Below are 21,318 nucleotides of genomic sequence, written 5' to 3'. Positions count from 1 at the left end.
GCCTCAAGGGCATAGTCACCTTGCTGCAATGGCCGAGACGCACCCTATGCATAAAACACAGACGACAGTCATTGGTGGGGGCCTGTTAGGCATGGCCACCGCGTATGGCCTGGCTCGGCTTGGGCAAAAAGTCTGCGTGCTGGATGAAGGTGATACGGCATTTCGCGCCTCGCGCGGTAACTTCGGCTTACTTTGGGTGCAGGGCAAGGGCTACGGCATGGCCCCCTATGCGCGCTGGACCCGGCAGGCGGTTGCGCTATGGCCAGAGTTGGCCAGCTTGCTGCTGGCGGAAACCGGCATTGACGTGCAGCTGCGTCAGTCGGGTGGTTTCCAACTCTGTTTGTCTGAGGCTGAGCTGGCAGAAGAAGTGCGCCGCCTGCAGTGGTTAAAAGATGAATTGGGCGACTACCCTTTTGAAGTGCTACGGAACGCGCAGCTGAGCCAGCGTTTGCCAGGGGTTGGCCCGGCTGTGGTCGGCGCGTGCTATTCGCCTATGGACGGCGATGTAAATCCGCTCAAGCTGCTGCGCGCCCTGCATCAGGCCTGTCAGCTGCAGGGCGTGCACCTGCTCAGTGGCGATAAGGTCATGGGCATCGAGGCGGGTGATAACGGCTTTGTCGTCACGGCGGGCGAGCAACAGGTACGCAGTGAACAACTGGTGCTGGCCGCCGGGCTCGGTAATCGCGAGTTGGGCGCGCACCTTGGCCATGCCATACCGTTGCAGCCGAGCCGTGGGCAAATTCTCGTCACCGAGCGGGTCGAGCCTTTCCTCAGCCACCCCACCTCCACTGTACGGCAGACCGACGAGGGCACCGTCCAGTTGGGCGATTCGGCAGAGTCGGTGGGCTTTGATGATGGCACTAGCACCGCGGTCATGGCCGACATCGCTGATCGCGCCGTACGTAGTTTTCCGCGTCTGGGCAATGTTCGCCTGGTCCGCGCCTGGGGCGCACTGCGGGTACTGACCCCGGACGGCTTCCCGATTTATCAGTCATTAAGCAAAGCGCCGGGTGCCTACCTGCTGTCCTGCCACAGCGGCGTCACCCTGGCCGCTATTCATGCATTGCGCCTGGCACCCTGGATAGCCGGGAAGATCGCGCTGCCCGAGGTGGCCGCTTTTGCCCTGGACCGCTTCAACTTTGCTCCCGAGGTGCGCCATGCCGGCTGACAGTCTGTTTATCCAGCTGCCCACGGACAGCCCCTGCGTGATGATTGAATTTGAAGGTCAGCCACTGGCCGTGCCTTCCGGTATCTCTGTGGCCGCCGCTTTGCTGGCGAGTGGCATTCGCCAAACCCGCCGCACAGCGGTCAGCGGCGCACCGCGCGCGCCCTATTGCATGATGGGCGTGTGCTTTGAATGCCTGGTGGAAGTGAACGGCGTGCCTAATTGCCAGGCCTGCATGGTGACTGTCAGCGACGGCCTCAAGGTGCGTCGCCAGCAGGGGGCGCGGGCGTTGAATGCGCTGGCTGAAGAAGGCGCGCACGATGGCATCTGAACGTATCGACCTGCTGATCATCGGAGCCGGCCCTGCGGGCATGAGTGCGGCCGTCGAAGCCCGCCGTCATGGTCTCGAGGTGCTGGTATTGGACGAACAGCCAAGCCCTGGTGGCCAGATCTACCGCAACATCCGCGAGAGTGATCCGCAGCGGCTGGCGATATTGGGTGATGACTACAGTGCCGGCCGCCGCTTGGCCGATGAATTTATCGCCAGTGGCGCGCGCTATGTGCCTGGCGCGGCCGTCTGGCAGGTCGGCGAGCAGTGTCAGGTGCATTACCTGCTTGAGGGGCGCAGCGTGGTCGTCCAGGCGCGTCGGCTGCTGATCGCCACCGGAGCCTTCGAGCGTCCCATGCCGATACCGGGCTGGACGTTGCCAGGGGTCATGAGCGCCGGTGCCGGGCAGATCCTGCTCAAGAGCGCCGCGCTGCTGCCCGCCGGCCCCGTGGTGCTGGCCGGCTGCGGGCCGCTGCTGTATCTGCTGGCCGTGCAGTACCTCAAGGCGGGCATTCAACTGTCGGCCCTGGTGGACACCGCCGAGCACCGCGACATTCTGCAGGCGTGGCGACATATCCCGAAAGCCTTGCTCGGCTGGCGTGACCTGCTCAAGGGCCTGTCGCTGTTGGCGAAACTGCGCCTGGCCAAACTGCCGCATTACCGGGGGGCGCGAGCGCTACGCATCGAAGGCGCTGAGTGCGCCGAAGCATTCTGTTTCAGCAGCGGCGGCAAGGTCCATCGCTTACCCACCAACCTGGTGTTGCTGCATCAAGGTGTGGTGCCGAATACCCAGATCAGTTGGTCCCTGCGCATGCGCCACCAGTGGAGCGATGCGCAACTGTGCTGGCGTGCCGATCGCGACCAGTGGGGCGAAACCAGCCTTGCTGGGGTGTTTATCGCTGGCGACGGTGGTGCCATCGGCGGTGCACTGGCGGCGCGCGAGCAAGGTCGGCTGGTGGCCCTGGCCGTGGCCAGCCAGTTGCAACGGCTGGATGGCGCGCGTCGCGACCATCTGGCCCGTGAGCCTCAGGGCGCACTGGCGCGCTGCCTGGCCGCGCGGCCGCTGATCGATGCCCTCTACCGTCCGCAGGCGGAGAACCGCATTCCCCACAACGAGGTGATCGTCTGTCGTTGCGAAGAGGTCACCGCCGGCCAGGTCCGCGCCGATGTTCGGTTTGGCTGTCTCGGCCCTAGCCAGGCCAAGACCTTCAACCGTTGCGGCATGGGGCCTTGCCAAGGTCGGTTGTGCGGCCTGAGCGTGACTGAAGTCATCGCCGAGCAGCGCCAAGTGTCGCCGTCTGTGGTCGGCTATTACCGCGTTCGCCCGCCGCTAAAACCCATCACGCTCGCGCAACTGGCGAGTCAATCCAATCACGATCTAAGTCCGGAGACGCCATGAACAGCATCCAACGTATCGACAGCAACACCAAACTCAGTCGCGTGGTCGTCCATCAGGGCGTGGCCTGGCTTAGCGGCCTGGTCGCCGCTGATTGCAGTCAGGGCATTGTTGGCCAGACCCAGCAGGTGTTGGCGCGGCTTGATGAACTGCTGGCCTCGGTGGGCAGTGACCGGAGTCGGGTGCTCAGCGCGCAACTATGGATGAAGGACATGAGCGCCGATTTCGCCGCCATGAACGAAGAATGGAGCGCCTGGTGTGCGGGTGAGCCGCCGGCGCGCGCCACTTGCCAGGTGACCTTCGATGATCCCGACATCCGCCTCGAGCTGATCGTCACAGCGGCCGTCTGAAACAGCCGGCCAAGCCCCGTTTTACAACAACAATAGAAGTGGAGCCTGTATGAACCAGAAAATGAGCCTGACCACCCTCGGCCTGAGCGGTCTGATTGCCCTCTGCAGCAGCGTCCAAGCCGCCGGTGAAAGCCTGCGCTTAGGCATTGAGGCGGCCTATCCACCTTTTGCATTTAAAACCGCAGACAACCGCATTCAAGGGTTTGACTACGACATTGGCGAAGCTATCTGCGCAGAAATGAAGGTGCAGTGTGAATGGACGGAAGTGGAGTTTGACGGCCTGATCCCATCACTCAAGGTGCGCAAGATCGATGCTGCGATCTCCTCCGTGTCGATCACCCCGGACCGTCTCAAGTCAGTCGACTTCAGCAACAGCTACTACCGTTTGCCCGCCAAGATTGCGCACCGCAAAGACAGCGGCGTCCAGGCCATCCCAGCTGATCTGGCTGGCAAGCGTGTTGGCGTGCAGCGTTCTACCAACTTCGACCGCTACGCCACCGATTATTTCGAGCCTGCGGGCGCGAAGATTGTTCGCTACGGCAATCAGAATGAGGTGTTTCTCGACCTGCTGGCCGGGCGCATAGACGTGACTCTTGCCGGTTCGGTAGCGATTGAGGAAGGCTTGCTGAATAAACCTGAGGGCAAGGCCTTTGAATTCGTTGGCCCGAGCTACACCGATGTCAATTACTTCGGTATGGGTGCCGGTATTGCCGTGCGCAAGAATGATCCGTTGGCTGGACGCATTAACCAAGCGCTTGCCGCCATTCGTAGCAATGGCACCTACGACAAGATCCGTAGCAAATACTTTGCCTACGATATCTACGGCGAATAAGCCCATGCGCCTTTCTCCGCTTGAGCACTTCGCACTGGAGAAGCTACTGGTGAATGCGGGTGCGTCTTTCTGGGAGTGTGACCAAGAGCGATTCCAGGTGCTGGCGCGAGAAAGGACCAACGCTGGCTTTTACGCTGTTGTCCTCAGCCAGGGTGGGCTTGAACAGGTAAGTCGTCATCAGGAGCTGTGCCTGACGTTTACCCACTTTGCCCTGCGCCGCGGTGGTTACTTCGTCTGTTGGATCGAAGACGACACCACCTTCTGTCTTGAGGCGGTCGCCAACCAGCAAGACTGGCCTAGTGATCTGTCCCCCGTTGATATTCGCTGCACGGGTTAATCACAGCAGTCGCGAGTGTCGACATAACCTGCTCTGTAGCCGCTGTGGTGCAGCGGCTAGATCTCAGTCTTCGCCATGGCTCATGCGTCTTAACCGCTACTGGGTTAAACCCTTGGCGTGCTCAGTGTGCTCGGTGTGGCTGCTAGCGAGGGTTGTCTCGGCCTGCTGCTGGGTCGCCTGGTAAGCCTGCAGCGACATTTCGCGGGCCTGCTCCATATGCGCGAAGGTACGATCAGCACCGCCTTCGGCCATAGCAAGGCTGGAAACACTCAGAGCCGCGAGTACGAGTAGGCTTTTGATTGATTTCATTTCGGTAATCCTATGAGTTTGGTAACCCCTGCTAACTACAGAGGTTGAGCGTTAGGCTCGAAACAACAATAACCAAGGCACCTGGTCACTAAGCTGAAGCTAGGGTTACATTTTCGTAATCTTGGGCGTGCTGACGCCCTTTACTTGCGCCTGCTGGCCGCTGCTGAGCAGCCGTAGTTACACCGCCGTCATCAGCGCTGAAGCAGCAGGGGCGTGGTGATGTCTGCGGGCAGCCAGGCAGTGTTCGCGTTATCCTGAGCGTCCTTTTTTGTGTTGAAGCCTGGCCATGCTGGTTATTTCCAACAGCGTTCATCTCCCGGATGTCGAAATCGAGCTGACGGCTATTCGTGCCCAGGGCGCGGGTGGGCAGAACGTCAATAAAGTTTCCAGTGCGATGCACCTGCGTTTTGACAGCCAGGCGTCATCCCTGCCGCCGTTCTACAAGGAACGCTTGCTAGCGCTGCGTGACAGCCGTATCACCGCCGAAGGGGTAGTGATCATCAAGGCCCAGCAGTACCGCACCCAGGAGCAGAACCGCGCCGATGCCTTAGAACGCTTGGCTGAGTTGATACGCAACGCCGGTAAAACCGAGAAAGCCCGCCGTCCGACTAAGCCCACACTGGGCTCGAAAAAGCGCCGCTTGGAAGGTAAAACCAAGCGCGGGGCGATTAAGGCGGGCCGGGGCAAAGTGGATTTTTGAGCCTTGCCCCCAGCCACGACGCTTTCCGCTGCACGGCATACAACACTTACCTCAGACGCCGTCAAGGTGTCTGAAGGGCGAACCTCGCTGGCCAGGTGGGGTCTGCTTTAAAGGGTGGACGCTGCTGTGCCTAAGCTGATCTGCCTGTGACCGATGCATAACGACTGTTAACGCTAAGGAGTAAGCAGATGAAAATTCACGCCTATTTAACCTTCGATGGCCAGTGTGAGGCGGCGTTTACGTTCTATGCCGAGTGCCTGAACGGCAGCCTGGAGTTGATGCATTTCGGTGAGAGCCCTGAGGCCAAGAATGTGCCTGCGCAATTTCATGACCGCGTCATACACGTGTGTTTGACCAGCGGTGATCAGGTGCTGATGGGGGCTGACGCGCTCCCGGGTACGCCTTATGACGGCATCAAAGGCTGCTCGATTTCTCTGCAGGTAGAAAATGTCCCAGAGGCTGAGCGTTTGTATGAAGCCTTATCGGCGCAGGGCAGTGTGCAGATGGTGCTGCAGCCAACCTTTTGGGCGACGCGGTTTGCCGTGTTTACGGACCGCTTTGGCGTGTCATGGATGATCAATTGCACCATTGATGCGCAGATGGGCTAAGCCTCTACGCAACAGCCCGGCCATGGGCCGGGCTGTTTTTACACAGGCTTAGTTCAGACGACCAGGCCCAATGCGCGGTCGAGCTTTTCTTCCGGGTCACTGACGGCCGCCAGAAACTCATCGCCCCAGCGGCGGATATCGTTATAGCTGACGATATCGAACAGTTCACGCAGGCGATCTTGGGCTTCAGCTTTGGGCATGTTCAGTGCCACATAACAGGTTTGCACCATGTCCACCGGGTCGTGCGGATTGGTCAGCAATGCGCCCTTAAGCTCAGCGGCAGCCCCGGCAAACTCGGACAGCACCAGCACGCCGCGCCCACCGAGCAAGCCTTGTGCGGCGACAAATTCCTTAGCCACCAGGTTAAGGCCGTCGCGCAGTGGGGTAATCCACATCACGTCAGCCATGGCGTACCAGGCGCTAACTTCTTCGAACGGTAGGCTGCGGAAGAAGAACTGCAGCGGCGTCCAGCCGATGCGCGCGAAGCGGCCGTTGATCCGCCCCACAGCTTGTTCGATCTGCCCTTGCAGCTCGTCGTAGATGGTCATTTCTTTGGCCGCCGGTACGCAGACCGTGACCAAGGTGACCTTGCCTAGCAGCTCCGGGTTCTCTTCCAGTAAGCGCTCGTAAGCGTTGAGTTTTTCCAAGATGCCTTTGGTGTAGTCGAGGCGCTCCACCGAGAGAATCAATTTGACTGAGCCCAGATCTTTGCGCAAACGCTCCATCATCTCCTTGATCTTCGGCGACTCCAGGGCGCTGCTGACGCGATTGATGTCGAGGCCCACCGGGTGTGCACCGAGCTTGACCACTCGAGTGCCAGTGTCGACGGCGGTGGTCATGCGTTCCAGACCCACCGCGCAGCCATAGGTTATAAAGCGCGGCGCGCAGTTCTGCCGGCTGACAGTTTGCAGCGGCATTACACCGCGCGCGGCATCGACGAAGTTCTCAACCTGACGTGGGATGTGAAAGCCGATGTAATCGCACTGCAGCAGGCTGCCGATGATCTGCTTACGCCAAGGCAGTACGTTAAACACATCCGCCGAGGGGAAGTAGGTGTGGTGGAAGAAGGCGATACGTAGGTCTGGGCGCAGCTCACGTAAGTAGCCTGGCACCATCCACAGGTTGTAGTCATGCAGCCAGACGGTAGCGCCTTCGGCGGCTTCCAGCGCGGTGCGTTCGGCAAACGCGCGGTTAACCTTAAGGAACACCTGCCAGTCGTCTTCGCGGAACTGCGCACGCTCCCAGAAGGTGTGCAGGGTCGGCCAGAAGGCTTCTTTGGAGAACCGTTTATAGAAAATATCGACTTCTTCTTTGCTCAACGCCACCCGTGCGGCGGTCAGCGTGGGGTAGCGCTCTGCGTCGACTGTGGTGTGACTGTCGAAGGTTTCGCCGCTTGCTTCGTCATGCTCGGCCCAGGCCACCCAGGAACCGGCACGGCCGTCGCCGAAAAAGCTCAGCAAGGTCGGGATAATGCCGTTAGGGGAGGTCGGGCGGCGGCGTTGTAACTTGCCATCCTTGCCGCGAAATTCTTCATAGGGCAAGCGGTGATAAACCATCACCAGATCCGCTTTACCGGGCTCGGCAACTTGTTTGCCTTCGGCGGCAATGCCTTGCTTGCCGAGAAAACCAAAATGCACAAAGGCTTCGAGAATGCCGCCACAACCGGCACGTTCGGCATGAAATACCCGCGAGAACTGACGGGTGGCTTGCAGCAAGCCTTCTTCCGATTCACCCACACACACACCCTTGAACTGCCCGCTGAGCATGCTCAGGTCATTTAGGGTGTCGCCAGCGGTCAGGACCTGGTCGCTGTCCAGTTCCAACCAGTCAATCAGCGCTTGTAGGCTGCTGCCCTTGTTGACGCCTTTAGGCAGGAAGTCCAGGTAGCGCTCTGCCGAATACAACAGGTCGCAGCCCAAGCTCTCGGCGATTGTCAGGAGTTCTGGGTTACCCGCTTCTTCAGGGCTGCAGAAGTAGGAGCAACGACGTACTTGCGGCACGTCCTGGCGTTCTAGAGCCAGGTGTTCGATGGCGCTGGCGACCTGGCTGTCACCGGGCCAGAGGGCGTCTACCGCGCTTTGCAGCGGTTGGATTGGCTGCAAGGTGTCGCCATGTACCAGGCTGGCACCGACGTCAGAGATGATGAAATCCGGTTGCGGCAGGGTCGGGTCGGCCAGCAGTGGCAACACTGATTCCAGGCTGCGCCCGGTGACATAGGCCAGGCGTATTTCCGGGTGCGCGGCGATGGTCTGGTAAAGGCTCAAGCGATCCTTGGGATCGCCGCCGAGAAAGGTTCCATCGAGATCGGTAGCAAGTAACATGTGCTGTCCTCCTGTCCTGTTAGTGGGTGCAGTGACACGCCGAGATAAATCGACGCGCTGTACCAGGCGTTTACGCTTCATGCGTGCGCCTTTTATTTACGTCGGAGTCTGCTGCTCCTGATGTTGAGATTCTTCAGTGTGCTCAGTTGAGTCTGTATGGGGGGCGTCAGGCATCAACTCAAGCACCGTATGGCTGGTGCGTAGCATAGGCATAAAGTGTCCAGCAGGTGCGCTGACCAGATCGCTAACATGGCGCAGGCGATACAGGGTGTAAGCCGCAAGCAGGCCGAGGGTTGCCGCGAAATACAGCGGCAAGGCCTTAGCGCCTAGATGCTGCATCAACAGGCCAGCAAGCAGCGGGCCGCAGACTGAGCCGATGCCGTTGACCATCAGCAAACTGCTGGAGCCGGCGAGTATTTCATCGCTGTGCAATTGGTCGATCAGCTGCGCCACGGCAATCGGGTAGATAGCAAAGGTCAGACCACCCCAGACAAACATCATCCCAAGCAATAGAGGGCCTGCCGGTAGTAGGCTCATCAGCAACGCCACCACGACTGACAGCGAGACGACCCATAGCAGAACCAAGCGGCGGTCGTGTTTGTCTGAGTAAATCCCAATCGGCCACTGCAACAGCGCGCCGCCGAGAATGCTGCTACTCATCAACAGGCCCACGCCCGTCGCATCAAAGCCATTCAGGCTCGCATACACCGGGGCCATGCCCCAGAAGGCTCCCAGCGCTAAGCCGGATAAGCCTGCCGCGGCGATTGCCAGCGGCGCAATGCCGGCAATTTGGCGCAGGTTGGTGTGCAGGGTGTCCGGTACGCTGGGCTGGACCTGTCGAGTCAGGGTAATGGGCATCAGCGCCGCGCTGATCAACATGGCGGCCAGCACGAACAAGACAAAGTCTGTCGGCTCAGCCAGGTTGAGCAGCTGCTGTGCAGCAGCCAGTGCGCCGAGGTTGACCGCCATGTACACAGCGAACATCTGGCCGCGCTTGTCGTTTGGCACCTGGGCGTTAAGCCAGCTCTCGATCACCATATACAAACTGACCAGCGCCAGGCCGTAGAGCACACGCAAACCCAGCCAGACCCAGGGGTCGACGATCAGCACATGCAGCAGGGCAGTGATAGCCGCCAGTGCGGCACAAAAGGCAAACGCACGGATGTGCCCAACGCGGCGAACCAGCGGAATCGCTAGCCAGGTGCCAAGGAGAAAACCGACGAAGTACCCAGACATAATCAGTCCGAGCATCGAGGTGGAGTAGCCTTCGGCGACGCCACGCAGAGTCAGTAAAGTGTTAAGCAGGCCATTGCCGAGGAGGAGTAATGCAACCCCTCCTAGCAATGAGCTAATTGGGGCAAGTAAGGTCCACATAGGAACCTACCCTAAGCAAAAGAGGGCCGTTTGGCAAATCAGGGATGGTCGTCAATCTGCTATGAGGTCCATGTAAAGCATTGTTTTATATATATTTATTATTGTTCGTGAGCGTGCTAATTATTTTTTAAAGGCTATTTCTAGGTACGGTAAGCAATGCCAGAGGCTGCTGCAGATCGCAGGTCTGGTTGATGCGCTCCAGCAGCTGGTTGATGGCCTCACGCTCACGGCTGTTGTGCAGGAACTGGTCTGCGCTTTCCTGCACGCTACGAACATGCCTGAGTAAATCTGTTTTTTGTTGCGCGCGCAGGGGGTGATAAAACAGGCTCTTGTAGGCCTGTAGCAGCCCAAACAGCACGCTGGCATCAGCGCGGCCGTAGTTACGAATAGGGCCGAAAACCAGCAGCAGTAATTCATCCAGCGATAATTCGTAATGGAACAAGCGAGGCGGCTCATCGTCCAGCAGCGCGAAGTCCAGGTCAGGTAAGGCCAGGCGTTTACTGAACAGCACGCTGAGCAAGTCGATGGCGGTCAGCGCAGTGCCAGGGTCGTTGGTCCCTGGGCTGAGTGCCTTGACGGCAATTTCAGAAATTTGCGTGCAGCCAAACAAATAGTGGGAGTGGGCGTATTCTTCGATAAAAAAATCGAAACAGTCGAGTAGGGCGTTGGCTATATCTTCATCGACTCGCCGATCCAACTTGAACAGCGGGCGACCACTCATCACAAAAAAACCATGATGGATCATCACGGTCATGCGCAGGTCATGCTCACTCAATAGAGCGTTGATGGCATTGATGTTGAGTTCTTTAAAGTAGCCATTGCGTTGTGCGCGGACTTCCTGCCAGTGCTGATCATCGGGCCAGCTTGGTATGTCCTCGATATTGGCCAATTTGGCTTCTCTAGCGGCCAGTTTTTTCAGGGTGGTGTGGTAGAGGTTGTTGAGTATGTATTCGACCTGGATCGAGCGGGAAATGGAGTGAATAAAGTGCACAAACAGGCCGAGGCAGGCGATACCCATAGCCAGTGCCATAAGCACTCCGAGGCTGGGTACTTGCGTGGAGTTACCCTGTTCAATACTGGTGATCAGTAACAGCGAATAGAGAATAGTGCCGAGATAGAATCCAAGCGTTTTCTGGTGGCCTTTGTCACTGATCAGGCCTGGTATCACCCGGGGTGAGAGAGTGGCCGATGCGTTATTAAGTACCACCATAACCATGGAGAAGCTAAATACCGTCAGCGATAAGATGCCGCCGACCAGGGTGCTGAGAATCAAACGGGCATTTTCAGCGTTGCGCACCAGGCCCACATCCATGTCGCGCTTGAGCGACATCAGCCAGGGTTGATACTCGATGCTCATGACCAACAGACACAGAACGAAAAAGCCCAAGGCGATCAGCGTCGGATAAAGCGCCAGGCTGTGCAGTGTGCGTTGGTAAACGCGGAAAACGATGTTAGAGAGGCGGGACACAGGTATCTCGGCAGGATGGGCGTACTGCGACTATAGCAAGCCTATAGTCGCATGCGCTCAGCTGAGCCCTGGCGCTGCAGTGATGGGTTCAGCTGCACTTTAGTCGGCGCAGACACGCGCAATAGCACTGGCCAGTTGATCGAGACGATTGGCATCCAGTCCCGCCATATTGGCCCGGCCGCTGCCGACCATGTACACGCTGAACTCATCACGCAGGCGCTGCACATGCAACGCGGAAAGGCCGGTGTAGGAGAACATCCCGCGTTGTTTTGCGATATGCGCGAAGCGCTCTGCCAAACCGTGGGGTTTTAAGGCCTCAACCAGACCACTGCGCAGGCTGGCAACCCGTTGCCGCATGCTTTCCAGCTCGCTCATCCACAGTGCTTGCAGTTCGCTATCTGCCAGAATAGTGGCGACCACTGCCGCACCGTGGGCGGGCGGTGTGGACCACAGGTTGCGGGCCAGAGATGCTAGCTGGCTGCGCACATCTTGGAGTTTTTCCGCTGTTTCGGCGCAAACGATCAGCGCGCCCGTGCGCTCGCGGTAGAGACCGAAGTTCTTTGAGCAGGAACTGGTGATCAGTAACTCTGGCAATTCAGCGGCAAACAGGCGTACGGCAAAGGCGTCCTGCTCCAGGCCATCACCAAAGCCTTGGTAGGCAAAGTCGATCAAGGGCAGCAGTTCGCGGGCTTTGACTATCTCTAATACGCGCTTCCAGTCACGGGGGGTGAGATCGAAGCCGGTGGGGTTGTGGCAACAGGCATGCAGCAGCACCACATCGCCTTTCGGGACATGGCTGAGCGTGGCGAGCATGGCCTCGATATTCAGCTGGTTGTCCGCCCCTACATAGGGGTAATGGCTGACGCGCAAGCCGGCGGCGGCAAAGATGCTTTCATGGATCGGCCAGGTCGGGTCGCTCAGCCAGATGCCACGGCCCGGCAAGCAGTTGGCAATAAACTCGGCGCTTAGGCGCAGCGCGCCGGTGCCACCAGGGGTTTGCGTGGTCGCCGCGCACTCTTCCAGTAAAGGGTTCTCTGCACCCAGCACCAGTTGGCACAACAGCCTGCCGAACAGTGCGTCGCCATGGCCGCCGATATAGCTTTTGGTAGTCTCGCTCTGGTGCAGCGTCAGCTCCGCCAGTTTTACAGCCTGAGGAATAGTTGTCAGACCGTGGGCGTCCTTGTAGACGCCCACGCCGAGGTCGAATTTAGCCGGGTTGCGGTCAGCCCGATAGGCGTCCATCAGACCGAGAATGGGGTCCCCTGGCACGCGGGCAATATGTTGGAAATGGCTCACTTGCGTCCCTCGGCGCTATCAGCCAGTACATCGGTGCGTGCAGCCAAGATGAAGTCATTGCGGTGCAGGCCGCCCATTTCATGGCTCCACCAAGTTACCGTGACTTTGCCCCACTCGGTGAGTAATGCCGGATGGTGACCGACTTCTTCGGCGATGGCACCGACAGCGTTGGTAAAGGCCAAGGCATGGCGGAAGTTTTTGAACAGGTAAACCCGCTCCAACTCCATGTGGTCGTCACGTACTTCGATGTTCCAGTCGGGTATCTCGCGAATCAGTTCGGCCAGTTCATCGTCGCTGACTTTTGGCGCATCGGCGCTGCAGGCTTCACATTGGGCTTGGGCAAGGGACATCGGCTTTCTCCAAATTAATTGAGCTGCGTAGAGGCGGTCTGGCTGCGAAATGCTAGCGACCAATACTTACCCTACAGAATGTTAGGCGGCTTTTGGCGCAAATTTCGGCGCATGCAAGCCCATTTTCATGGCCTGTTGGACCATACCCATAATGTCTTCATGGGCCAGGTCGAACAGGCGCTTGAGCTCCGGCAGGGCGAAATACACAGGCTGCAGAATGTCGATGCGATAAGGCGTGCGCATCGCCTCGATTGGATCAAAGGCCAGGTGCTCAGGTTCATTGGACAAGCAATACACGGTTTCCTTCGGCGAGGAGAGAATGCCACCACCGTAAATTTTGCGGCCCTGGCTGGTATCGACCAGGCCGAACTCGATGGTCAGCCAATACAGGCGCGCCAGGTACACCCGTTCTTCCTTGCTGGCCGCTAGGCCGAGCTTGCCGTAGGTGTGGGTGAACTCGGCAAACCAGGGGTTGGTGAGCAGCGGGCAGTGGCCGAAGATCTCGTGAAAGATGTCCGGCTCTTGCAGATAATCCAATTCTTGCGGGGTGCGAATAAAGGTGGCTACCGGGAATTGCTTGCTGGCCAGTAATTCAAAGAAGGTCTGGAACGGAATCAACGCTGGCACCCGCGCCACCCGCCAGCCGGTGCTGGCTTCGAGCACTTTGTTAACTTCGCTCAGTTGCGGAATGCGCTCATGAGGCAGGCCGAGTTGCTCGATACCATCCAAGTACTCCTGACAAGCACGCCCTTCGATCACCGTGAGCTGGCGGGTGATCAGGGTGTTCCAGACGTGATGCTCGCTTTCCGGGTAAGCGATAAAACCACAGTCATCCGGTTCACGAGCCTGGTAGTGCGTGCTCTTCATTGCTGCCTCCTGCTGGGGCTTTGTTGTTGTATTGGAGTTAGAAATACCCTGCTTAGTGCCCTTGCGCAGCGCTTCAGCATGCGAGGGGGCTGTGATTGACCTGTTTTTTTGTAAAGAATTGATTACGCCTTTGCTGGCATGGCGAACTATCGCCTTGCTGTTGCGTCAATCTGTCACATATTCTTGACGAACAATCCGCTGCTGCCGCCGATTTCCTCTGCCGCCGCCTATAAAACTGCCTGATCAGAGCTCTGCCATGCGTATCAAAGTCCACTGCCAGAACCGAATTGGCATCCTGCGTGACATCCTTAATCTGCTGGTTGAGTACGGCATCAACGTCGCCCGTGGCGAAGTGGGTGGCGAGCAGGGCAACGCCATTTACCTGCATTGCCCGAACCTGATCAATTTGCAGTTCCAGTCACTGCGGCCCAAGTTCGAGGCGATATCCGGGGTTTTCGGGGTTAAGCGCGTGGGGTTGATGCCCAGCGAGCGGCGTCATCTGGAACTCAACGCCTTACTGGGTGCGCTGGACTTCCCAGTGCTGTCGATTGACATGGGTGGCTCGATTGTCGCCGCCAACCGCAGCGCCGCACAGCTGTTGGGCGTACGGGTGGATGAAGTGCCGGGCATTGCACTGTCGCGTTACGCCGAGGATTTCGACCTGCCGGAGCTGGTGCGCACCAACAAATCGCGTATCAATGGCCTGCGCGTGAAGATTAAAGGCGACGTGTTTCTTGCCGACATTGCACCGCTGCAAACTGAACACGATGAAAGCGATGCCCTCGCGGGTGCGGTGTTGACGTTGCACCGGGCTGACCGTGTCGGTGAGCGCATCTACAACGTGCGCAAACAGGAACTGCGCGGCTTCGACAGCATCTTCCAAAGCTCCAAGGTGATGGCTGCTGTGGTGCGCGAGGCTCGGCGCATGGCCCCACTGGATGCGCCGCTGCTGATTGAGGGCGAAACCGGTACCGGCAAAGAGTTGCTAGCGCGTGCCTGCCACCTGGCCAGCCCGCGTGGGCAGTCACCGTTTATGGCGCTGAACTGTGCTGGACTGCCGGAATCGATGGCCGAGACGGAGCTGTTTGGCTACGGCCCCGGCGCCTTCGAGGGCGCACGGCCGGAAGGCAAGCTCGGTTTACTCGAGCTCACCGCAGGCGGCACGCTGTTCCTCGATGGCGTCGGCGAGATGAGTCCACGTTTACAAGCTAAGCTGCTGCGCTTTTTGCAAGACGGCTGCTTTCGTCGCGTGGGCAGTGACGAGGAGGTCTATCTAGATGTGCGCGTAATGTGCGCCACCCAGGTTGACCTGTCCGAGCTTTGCGCCAAGGGCGAGTTCCGGCAGGACCTCTATCACCGTCTTAACGTACTGAGCCTGCATATTCCGCCGCTGCGTGAGTGCCTGGACGGCTTGCCACCCTTGGTTGAGCATTTTCTCGATCAGGCCAGCCGGCAAATAAGTTGCCCGCTGCCCACGCTTGCGCCTGCGGTGCTGGACAAACTCAGTCATTACCATTGGCCGGGTAATGTGCGTCAGTTAGAGAACGTGCTGTTTCAGGCCGTATCGCTGTGCGACGGCGGTACGGTTAAGGCCACGCATATCCGTCTGCCGGACTACGGCGCGCCGCAGCCTTTGGGCGAGTTCTCGGTAGAAGGCGGGTTGGATGAGATCCTCGGGCGTTTCGAGAAGGCCGTGCTGGAGCGCTTGTTTCATGACCATCCAAGCAGTCGCCAGCTCGGCAAGCGTCTCGGCGTATCTCACACCACGATTGCTAACAAACTACGCCAGCATGGTTTAGGCAAGGAGTAGGGCTTTCAAGTCTGCAGACTGCCGCGCCACGCTTGTATGACGCGTTGGCGCATTACCTGGCGATCCTGCAGCCTGCTGATCGCCTGTTCAGCCAGGTTGATCCAGTAGGGTTCGACAGTGGCTTGGCGTATCGAGGTGCGTGCGGCCAGTTCGGCCCAGGCAGCAGGCAGGTGCTTGCCGTTAAAGCCGCCTGGTTTGTCCTTGGCCAGGTAACGCACATTGATGATGCCTGCTATCAGGATGCGGCCGTAACACATCATGCAGGGCTGTAGGCTGACATAAAGCGTGAGCTTGCTACGGTTCTGCTCAGGGTACTCAGCCTCCAGCTGGTCGAGTAACAGCATTTCGGCGTGAGCGGCACTGTTGTAGTGCCCATCGACAAATACCTGATTGCGGGTGCTGAACAGTAACTCCTGACTCTCGGTTATCAGCACTGCCCCTACGCCATAGCAGCCCTGTTCCACCGCTAGCAGCGCCTGTTCACAGCAAAGCCTGGCCCAAGTGTCGGCGGATGATTGGCTGTGTGGGGCATGTTGCAGCAACGCTGCATGGTGCTCGTTCATCGGTGTTTCCATGGGGTGAATGGCGTATCGAACAGCTGTAGTTTAGCCAGGCTCATGCTGTTTGTAGGCGAGCTTTAGTCGCGAGGGCTGATATGCGAATGGTCAAATGCTGTTTGCTACGGTCGAGGACGTTTTTTGCCTGCTTTTCTGATGCAGGAACGGGCAGAGAACGCCCCCTCATACTTTTCCTGAATCCTGTAAAAAATATTGAGGAGCGCTCACTCGAGGTGAGCGCTCTGGTCAGGATCAGGGGAAGGGGATTAGGCTCATCGCAACGCCAGGGACTGTTATAACCACCATTCAGGCGTTATCAGCAGTCATCCATTTCGGTTTCGGATAGCGCTTGTCTGCCTTGCCCGCTTTGAGGATTGCTCCCGGTACATCATGACCGAGCAATTGCGGCAGGCGGGCGGCGGTACTTAACAGAGCATCGAGGTCCACGCCGGTATTCAGGCCCATGCGCTGGAGCATGTGGACCAAATCCTCGGTGCAGATATTGCCGCTGGCACCTGGGGCGTAGGGGCAGCCGCCCAGGCCGCCGAGGGAGGCGTCGAAGCGTTCGATGCCGGCATTCAATGCCGCCAGTGCGTTAGCCAAGCCCATACCACGAGTGTTGTGGAAGTGTGCGGTAAAGGTTGCTTGCGGCCAGCGCTGCAAGGCTTCACTGCAGATCCGGCTAACGTGGGCGGGGTCGGCCATGCCGGTGGTATCACATAGGGTGATGCCCTGTACGTCGATGTCCAGCAGGCGCTGGATCAGGTCGTAGACGCGGCTATCCGCCACTTCACCCTCGAAGGGACAGCCGAAGGCAGTCGACAGTGAAGCGTTGATAAATACGCCGCTGCCACGGCTGACCTCAATGATCTCGCGAAACTGCACCAGCGATTGCGCGGGTGTCATGCGCAGGTTGGCCAGGCCATGCGTGTCGCTGGCCGACATTACCAGGTTCACTTCGTCCACTTGGCACGCCAAGGCACGTTCGCAGCCTTTAACGTTGGGCACCAGTACGGTGTAGTCAACGCCGGCTACGCGGGTGATGCTGCGCATTACTTCTTCGGCGTCGCGCAGATTAGGAATGGCTTTGGGCGAGGTGAAGGAGGTCACCTCAATCTTCGCCAGACCGGTGCGCGACAGCTGGTCGATCAAGGCGACTTTACTTTCGGTGGGCACGAACTCAGGCTCAATCTGAAAACCGTCGCGGGTGGCCACTTCCTGAATGTACAGACGCTTGCTCATGTTCGAAATCCTGATTGTTTATCACTGATCGTTCCTCACGCTTTGCGTGGGAGTTATCGGCATCCTAAGTAGGGGCTCAAATAATCCCGCGCTCACGTAGACCGTTTACCTGTTCATCGTTCAGGCCCAGGCCGGCCAGAATGTTGTAGCTGTGTTCGCCCAGTTGCGGGCCGCCGTTACCAAGGCGTCCCGGCGTGCGGCTGAGTTTAGGCAGCACACCCGGCACCTTGAGCGGGCCGGCGCTGGTTTGCACGGTCTCGATCATCTGTCGCGCCAGGTAGTGCGGGTCCTTGACGATGTCGGCGGCGGTATAGGGATAGCCCGCCGGCACGCGCGCCGCTTTGAGTGCGTCGATCACTTCGTCGCGGCTACGCAGTGCAGTCCATTCAGCAATGGCAGCGTCGATCATTTCGGCGTGCTCGCTGCGGCCATCGTTCTGCTCCAGGCGCGGATCGTTGCCCAGGTCATCACGGCCGATCAGGCTCATCAAGCGCTTGTAGATGCTGTCGCCATTACCGGCGATAAGTACGTAGGTACCATCGTTACAGGGGTAGGAGTTGGACGGTGTGATGCCGGGTAGGGCGCTGCCGGCCGGTTCGCGGATGTGGCCAAAAGCATCGTATTCCGGCACCAGGCTTTCCATCATGGCAAACACCGATTCGTACAATGCCACGTCGATTTCTTGGCCCAGGCCACTGCGTTGGCGTTCCTGCAGGGCCAGTAATACGCCGATCACGCCATACAAAGACGACAGCGAATCACCAATGCTAATGCCCACACGTACGGGGGCTTGGCCGGGGTAACCCGAAAGGTGGCGCAAGCCGCCCATGGCCTCGCCGATCACGCCGAAGCCGGGCAGGTCACGGTAGGGGCCTGTTTGGCCGTAGCCCGAGATGCGTAGCATGATCAGGCGCGGATTGATTTGTTTAAGGTCGTCATAACCAAGCCCCCAGCCTTCGAGGGTGCCAGGGCGGAAATTTTCCACCAGCACATCAGCTTCAGCGATCAGTTGGCGAACGATGTCCTGAGCTTCGCGCTCCTTCAAATTGAGGGTCAGCGAGCGCTTGTTACGAGACTGCACGTGCCACCAGAGTGAGGTGCCATCCTTGATCTTGCGCCATTTGCGCAGCGGGTCGCCGACGCCGGGTGGCTCGATCTTGATCACATCTGCGCCGAACTCGCCGAGCATCTTGCTGGCGAAGGGACCTGCGATGAGCTGCCCCATCTCGATCACTTTCATGCCCTGCAGGGCCATGGTGGCTGTGCTTATTTGTGTCATTGCGGCACCTGTGCGGATATCGGTTCTTATGCTGAGCAGAGTGGCGCAGTGGTGTTATGCCGACAATTGATCAATCGCCAAGCTAGGCTTCGTGTATCACGAAGTGAGATGCTGTGATGGCTTGAAGTGGGGCGTCTCCAGCTCTGCTGCTTCGTATAACACGAATCAAAAGGCCGTCAGCATGCGTCGTATCGACTTTGTCACCCTCAAACTGTTTGTCGCCATTGCCGATGAGCGCAGCCTGACCCGTGCCGCGGAACGTGAGCACTTAGCCCTGGCGGCAGTCAGTAAGCGGGTCAGCGATCTGGAAAGCCAGCTAGGCATTGCACTGCTCTATCGCCAACCCAAGGGTGTTGAGCTGACACCGGCGGGTCATGCGCTGCTGCACCATGCACGCAACATGATGAGTAACCTTGAGCAGCTGAATGCCGACCTCAGTGAGTTCAGCGAGGGGGTTAAAGGGCATGTGCGGATCCATGCCAATACCTCGGCAGTGATCGAATTCCTTCCGGAAGACCTCGCCAGCTTTTGCCGTGCATACCCACAGGTAAAGATTGACCTAGAGGAGCGCGTGAGCAGCGAAACGCTGCGCGCGGTGCGTGAAGGGTTGACCGATATTGGCATCTTCGCCGGTCATGTGCCGGCCGATGATTTACAGGTGTTCACCTATCGTCACGATCAATTGGTCTTGGTCACCCCACGCGATCACCCACTGGCCGAGTGCGCAGGTGTGCATCTGCGCGAGACGGTCGGTTATGACTTTATTGGTCTGCAGCAGGACGCTTCGCTACACAGTCTGCTGCAGCACTCGGCGCATAACTTGGGTATAGGCCTGCGTCTGCGCATTCAGGTGCGTAGTTTTGAGGCGATTTGCCGAATGATCCACACCGGTATGGGCATCGGTATATTGCCCGAACTGGCAGTGCGCACCTACTTGCCGGCGTTGGATGTCCGGGTGATTCCGTTGTATGACCCCTGGGCCAAGCGTGAACTGAAGATAGCCGTACGCCAGCTGGATAGCCTTTCGCTAACCGCGAAGCAGTTGCTTGAGCATCTATGTAGCAGCGAGGAAAACGGCAAGAAGTCGATTTTGCCTTCGTGAATGCCGAAGGCTGAGTTGTTCAAATGTGAATTTCAGGCCTTAGGAACGCTGGGGTAGAGTCCGCTCAATCGCTCGGTATACGCCTGCGACGCTCACACAAAAACAACAGGAGCTCCTCATGAAGTACTCATCTGCCCGTCGTGGCTTGGCCGGGTTGCTTGCCGGTTGCGCTTTACTGGGTACATTGTCGGCTCAGGCCGCCGATCCTATTTTGATCAAGTTCTCCCATATCACGGCCGACAGCACGCCCAAAGGTCAGGGCGCACTGCTGTTCCAAAAACTGGTGGAAGAACGCCTGCCCGGTAAAGTTAAGGTAGAGGTCTACGCCAACTCCTCGCTGTATGGCGATGGTAAGGAGATGGAGGCGTTGCTGCTCGGCGAAGTGCAGATGCTGGCACCGGCACCGTCCAAGCTGGAGCAATACACCAAGCAACTGCAGCTATTCGACATGATGTTCCTGTTCGACGATGTGGCTGCCGCCCAGCGTTTCCAGGGTTCGGACAAGGGCAAAGCACTGCTCAAGTCCATGGAGAGCAAGGGCATAACCGGGCTGGCTTACTGGCTCAACGGTATGCGCCAACTCACCGGCAACAAGCCGTTGATCGAGCCTGCCGATGCGCGTGGGCAGAAGTTCCGCGTTCAACCATCCGATCTTCAGGCGGCGCAGTACAGTGCGTTGCGTGCGGTGCCACGTAAGATGTCTTTTGCCGAGATCTACCAAGGCCTGCAGACGGGTGTGGTCAATGCGCAGGACAACCCGTGGTCGAACATTTACTCACAGAAGTATTTCGAAGTGCAGAAGTACATGACGGAGTCTAACCATGCCATCGGCAACTACTTGCTGATCACCAATAGCAAGTTCTGGAACGGTCTGCCTGCCGATATCCGCAGCGAGCTGGAGCTGATCGTTGATGAGGTCACCGTTGAGGTGAATAAGCGTGCCGAAGCGCTTAATGCCGAGGCGCGGCAGGGAATCCTCGACTCCGGTAAGAGCGAGATTGTCGTATTGACGCCCGAGCAGCGTACTACCTGGCGTGATGCTGTAAGCCCGGCCTGGAGCAAGTTTGAAGCCGATATTGGCCTCGATGTAATCGAAGCGGCCAAAGCGGCCAACCAGCAGTAACACCTTTCGCCACTTCGGGCTTAGGTGCCTGAAGTGGCTATCCACTCCTTGTCTTCTCGCGGTCCGTGAGCCTCTTTAGCGTGACCGGCGAAGGTGGCGTGCATCCAGCATGATGTGCTTTTTCCTGCTTGGTTAGAGTTCCCCTCCCTGCAACTACACAGCCCAACGGAGATACCCATGAACGCTTTTTGGCGCGTCTGGGAACACTTCGAGGAAGGCTTTATCGCTTTTCTCCTGGTCACCATGACGCTGGTGACCTTCGTCTACGTGATCCTCAACAACCTCTACACGCTGTTCTACAACCTGGCCGATCGCTGGGAAGGCAGCAGTGAGCTGTTCTTCGCCATTGGCGACAGCATTCTCGGCATGGCCCAGTCGATGACTTGGAGCATTGCCCTGACCAAGGCGTTATTCGCCTGGTTGATCTTTTTTGGCCTGGCCTACGGTGTGCGCACCGCCGGACATATCGGCGTCGATGCACTGGTCAAGTTGGCCAGCAAACCT

22 protein-coding genes are annotated in these 21,318 nt (G+C 58.4%); 12 read left to right on the top strand and 10 right to left on the bottom strand.

Annotated features, from left to right (window positions below; genetic code table 11):
* Positions 1-46 precede the first annotated feature (46 nt).
* Genes BMZ32_RS11540 through BMZ32_RS11515 form a run of 6 tightly spaced genes read left to right on the top strand, consistent with a single transcriptional unit; the run spans position 47 to position 4,408 of the window.
* Positions 47-1,168 carry an NAD(P)/FAD-dependent oxidoreductase gene (locus tag BMZ32_RS11540; protein ID WP_090242137.1) on the top strand — a complete coding sequence of 374 codons (1,122 nt, stop codon included), beginning with the start codon at positions 47-49 and terminating at the stop codon, positions 1,166-1,168.
* A complete protein-coding gene (locus BMZ32_RS11535) occupies positions 1,158-1,496 on the top strand; it encodes a (2Fe-2S)-binding protein (RefSeq protein WP_090242136.1) in 339 nt (112 codons plus the stop codon). Before BMZ32_RS11540 ends, BMZ32_RS11535 begins: the two co-directional genes overlap by 11 nt.
* The gene (locus BMZ32_RS11530) at positions 1,486-2,892 is read left to right on the top strand and encodes an NAD(P)/FAD-dependent oxidoreductase (protein WP_090242135.1); all 1,407 of its coding nucleotides are present in this window, start codon (positions 1,486-1,488) and stop codon (positions 2,890-2,892) included. The genes BMZ32_RS11535 and BMZ32_RS11530 overlap by 11 nt, the downstream gene beginning before the upstream one ends.
* A complete protein-coding gene (locus BMZ32_RS11525; RefSeq protein ID WP_090242134.1) occupies positions 2,889-3,239 on the top strand; it encodes a RidA family protein in 351 nt (116 codons plus the stop codon). The genes BMZ32_RS11530 and BMZ32_RS11525 overlap by 4 nt, the downstream gene beginning before the upstream one ends.
* Positions 3,240-3,288: 49 nt before the next feature.
* Positions 3,289-4,071, top strand: coding sequence for an ABC transporter substrate-binding protein (locus tag BMZ32_RS11520; RefSeq protein WP_090242133.1), 783 nt, complete (start codon positions 3,289-3,291; stop codon positions 4,069-4,071).
* 4 nt (positions 4,072-4,075) lie between these two features.
* The gene (locus BMZ32_RS11515) at positions 4,076-4,408 is read left to right on the top strand and encodes a hypothetical protein (RefSeq protein ID WP_090242132.1); all 333 of its coding nucleotides are present in this window, start codon (positions 4,076-4,078) and stop codon (positions 4,406-4,408) included.
* 96 nt (positions 4,409-4,504) lie between these two features.
* Here BMZ32_RS11515 and BMZ32_RS11510 read toward each other — a convergent pair whose 3' ends face one another.
* Positions 4,505-4,717 (bottom strand): co-regulatory protein PtrA N-terminal domain-containing protein, encoded by a 213-nt coding sequence (locus BMZ32_RS11510; RefSeq protein ID WP_090242131.1) that lies wholly within the window; start codon positions 4,715-4,717, stop codon positions 4,505-4,507.
* Between the two features lie 286 nt (positions 4,718-5,003).
* Between BMZ32_RS11510 and arfB the strand changes: the two genes are divergently transcribed.
* A complete protein-coding gene (gene arfB / locus BMZ32_RS11505) occupies positions 5,004-5,417 on the top strand; it encodes an alternative ribosome rescue aminoacyl-tRNA hydrolase ArfB (protein WP_090242130.1) in 414 nt (137 codons plus the stop codon).
* 188 nt (positions 5,418-5,605) lie between these two features.
* Positions 5,606-6,025 (top strand): VOC family protein, encoded by a 420-nt coding sequence (locus BMZ32_RS11500; protein WP_090242129.1) that lies wholly within the window; start codon positions 5,606-5,608, stop codon positions 6,023-6,025.
* A gap of 53 nt (positions 6,026-6,078) precedes the next feature.
* Here BMZ32_RS11500 and ggpS read toward each other — a convergent pair whose 3' ends face one another.
* The 6 genes from ggpS to phhA form a co-directional block, all read right to left on the bottom strand.
* Positions 6,079-8,346, bottom strand: coding sequence for a glucosylglycerol-phosphate synthase (gene ggpS / locus BMZ32_RS11495; RefSeq protein ID WP_090242128.1), 2,268 nt, complete (start codon positions 8,344-8,346; stop codon positions 6,079-6,081).
* 96 nt (positions 8,347-8,442) lie between these two features.
* Positions 8,443-9,720 carry an MFS transporter gene (locus tag BMZ32_RS11490; protein ID WP_090242127.1) on the bottom strand — a complete coding sequence of 426 codons (1,278 nt, stop codon included), beginning with the start codon at positions 9,718-9,720 and terminating at the stop codon, positions 8,443-8,445.
* Positions 9,721-9,847: 127 nt separating this feature from the next.
* Positions 9,848-11,188 carry a DUF2254 domain-containing protein gene (locus BMZ32_RS11485; protein ID WP_090242126.1) on the bottom strand — a complete coding sequence of 447 codons (1,341 nt, stop codon included), beginning with the start codon at positions 11,186-11,188 and terminating at the stop codon, positions 9,848-9,850.
* A gap of 99 nt (positions 11,189-11,287) precedes the next feature.
* A complete protein-coding gene (locus BMZ32_RS11480) occupies positions 11,288-12,484 on the bottom strand; it encodes an amino acid aminotransferase (protein WP_090242125.1) in 1,197 nt (398 codons plus the stop codon).
* Entirely contained in the window at positions 12,481-12,834 is a 354-nt protein-coding gene (locus tag BMZ32_RS11475) for a 4a-hydroxytetrahydrobiopterin dehydratase (RefSeq protein ID WP_090242124.1), read from the bottom strand. The genes BMZ32_RS11480 and BMZ32_RS11475 overlap by 4 nt, the downstream gene beginning before the upstream one ends.
* Before the next feature lie 81 nt (positions 12,835-12,915).
* On the bottom strand, positions 12,916-13,701 hold the full coding sequence (gene phhA, locus BMZ32_RS11470) for a phenylalanine 4-monooxygenase (RefSeq protein ID WP_090242123.1): 786 nt from the start codon (positions 13,699-13,701) through the stop codon (positions 12,916-12,918).
* A gap of 256 nt (positions 13,702-13,957) precedes the next feature.
* Here phhA and BMZ32_RS11465 point away from each other — a divergent pair, with 256 nt between their 5' ends.
* Positions 13,958-15,511 carry a sigma-54-dependent transcriptional regulator gene (locus BMZ32_RS11465; protein ID WP_090242122.1) on the top strand — a complete coding sequence of 518 codons (1,554 nt, stop codon included), beginning with the start codon at positions 13,958-13,960 and terminating at the stop codon, positions 15,509-15,511.
* Positions 15,512-15,516: 5 nt separating this feature from the next.
* Here BMZ32_RS11465 and BMZ32_RS11460 read toward each other — a convergent pair whose 3' ends face one another.
* The 3 genes from BMZ32_RS11460 to BMZ32_RS11450 form a co-directional block, all read right to left on the bottom strand.
* Entirely contained in the window at positions 15,517-16,074 is a 558-nt protein-coding gene (locus BMZ32_RS11460; RefSeq protein WP_090242121.1) for a nucleoside deaminase, read from the bottom strand.
* A gap of 300 nt (positions 16,075-16,374) precedes the next feature.
* Complete coding sequence (locus BMZ32_RS11455) at positions 16,375-17,310, bottom strand: hydroxymethylglutaryl-CoA lyase (RefSeq protein ID WP_090242120.1); 936 nt, start codon at positions 17,308-17,310, stop codon at positions 16,375-16,377.
* Between the two features lie 76 nt (positions 17,311-17,386).
* A complete protein-coding gene (locus BMZ32_RS11450; protein WP_090242119.1) occupies positions 17,387-18,589 on the bottom strand; it encodes a CaiB/BaiF CoA transferase family protein in 1,203 nt (400 codons plus the stop codon).
* Positions 18,590-18,770: 181 nt separating this feature from the next.
* On the opposite strand from BMZ32_RS11450, the gene BMZ32_RS11445 reads away from it, so the two are divergent.
* The 3 genes from BMZ32_RS11445 to BMZ32_RS11435 form a co-directional block, all read left to right on the top strand.
* The gene (locus BMZ32_RS11445; RefSeq protein WP_090242118.1) at positions 18,771-19,691 is read left to right on the top strand and encodes a LysR family transcriptional regulator; all 921 of its coding nucleotides are present in this window, start codon (positions 18,771-18,773) and stop codon (positions 19,689-19,691) included.
* 118 nt (positions 19,692-19,809) lie between these two features.
* Positions 19,810-20,814, top strand: coding sequence for a DctP family TRAP transporter solute-binding subunit (locus BMZ32_RS11440; protein WP_090242117.1), 1,005 nt, complete (start codon positions 19,810-19,812; stop codon positions 20,812-20,814).
* A 177-nt stretch (positions 20,815-20,991) separates the two neighbouring features.
* On the top strand, positions 20,992-21,318 hold a 327-nt coding region (locus BMZ32_RS11435; RefSeq protein ID WP_139213954.1), incomplete at its 3' end, for a TRAP transporter small permease.

Source organism: Pseudomonas guineae, assembly GCF_900113745.1.
GTDB classification, from domain to species: Bacteria; Pseudomonadota; Gammaproteobacteria; order Pseudomonadales; family Pseudomonadaceae; genus Aquipseudomonas; species Aquipseudomonas guineae.
Note: the sequence above shows the minus strand (reverse complement) of the source record. Positions and strands in the feature narration are given on the sequence as shown.

What these genes read in the sequence shown, in the direction of transcription:
- BMZ32_RS11515 (WP_090242132.1), top strand. Translation starts at nt 4,076, where the DNA reads ATGCGCCTTTCTCCGCTTGAGCACTTCGCACTGGAGAAGCTACTGGTG.
- BMZ32_RS11465 (WP_090242122.1), top strand. Translation starts at nt 13,958, where the DNA reads ATGCGTATCAAAGTCCACTGCCAGAACCGAATTGGCATCCTGCGTGAC.
- BMZ32_RS11500 (WP_090242129.1), top strand. Translation starts at nt 5,606, where the DNA reads ATGAAAATTCACGCCTATTTAACCTTCGATGGCCAGTGTGAGGCGGCG.
- BMZ32_RS11535 (WP_090242136.1), top strand. Translation starts at nt 1,158, where the DNA reads ATGCCGGCTGACAGTCTGTTTATCCAGCTGCCCACGGACAGCCCCTGC.
- BMZ32_RS11475 (WP_090242124.1), bottom strand. Translation starts at nt 12,834, where the DNA reads ATGTCCCTTGCCCAAGCCCAATGTGAAGCCTGCAGCGCCGATGCGCCA.
- BMZ32_RS11530 (WP_090242135.1), top strand. Translation starts at nt 1,486, where the DNA reads ATGGCATCTGAACGTATCGACCTGCTGATCATCGGAGCCGGCCCTGCG.
- BMZ32_RS11525 (WP_090242134.1), top strand. Translation starts at nt 2,889, where the DNA reads ATGAACAGCATCCAACGTATCGACAGCAACACCAAACTCAGTCGCGTG.
- BMZ32_RS11520 (WP_090242133.1), top strand. Translation starts at nt 3,289, where the DNA reads ATGAACCAGAAAATGAGCCTGACCACCCTCGGCCTGAGCGGTCTGATT.
- BMZ32_RS11540 (WP_090242137.1), top strand. Translation starts at nt 47, where the DNA reads ATGCATAAAACACAGACGACAGTCATTGGTGGGGGCCTGTTAGGCATG.
- BMZ32_RS11460 (WP_090242121.1), bottom strand. Translation starts at nt 16,074, where the DNA reads ATGAACGAGCACCATGCAGCGTTGCTGCAACATGCCCCACACAGCCAA.
- arfB (WP_090242130.1), top strand. Translation starts at nt 5,004, where the DNA reads ATGCTGGTTATTTCCAACAGCGTTCATCTCCCGGATGTCGAAATCGAG.
- phhA (WP_090242123.1), bottom strand. Translation starts at nt 13,701, where the DNA reads ATGAAGAGCACGCACTACCAGGCTCGTGAACCGGATGACTGTGGTTTT.
- BMZ32_RS11490 (WP_090242127.1), bottom strand. Translation starts at nt 9,720, where the DNA reads ATGTGGACCTTACTTGCCCCAATTAGCTCATTGCTAGGAGGGGTTGCA.
- BMZ32_RS11450 (WP_090242119.1), bottom strand. Translation starts at nt 18,589, where the DNA reads ATGACACAAATAAGCACAGCCACCATGGCCCTGCAGGGCATGAAAGTG.
- BMZ32_RS11440 (WP_090242117.1), top strand. Translation starts at nt 19,810, where the DNA reads ATGAAGTACTCATCTGCCCGTCGTGGCTTGGCCGGGTTGCTTGCCGGT.
- ggpS (WP_090242128.1), bottom strand. Translation starts at nt 8,346, where the DNA reads ATGTTACTTGCTACCGATCTCGATGGAACCTTTCTCGGCGGCGATCCC.
- BMZ32_RS11445 (WP_090242118.1), top strand. Translation starts at nt 18,771, where the DNA reads ATGCGTCGTATCGACTTTGTCACCCTCAAACTGTTTGTCGCCATTGCC.
- BMZ32_RS11455 (WP_090242120.1), bottom strand. Translation starts at nt 17,310, where the DNA reads ATGAGCAAGCGTCTGTACATTCAGGAAGTGGCCACCCGCGACGGTTTT.
- BMZ32_RS11510 (WP_090242131.1), bottom strand. Translation starts at nt 4,717, where the DNA reads ATGAAATCAATCAAAAGCCTACTCGTACTCGCGGCTCTGAGTGTTTCC.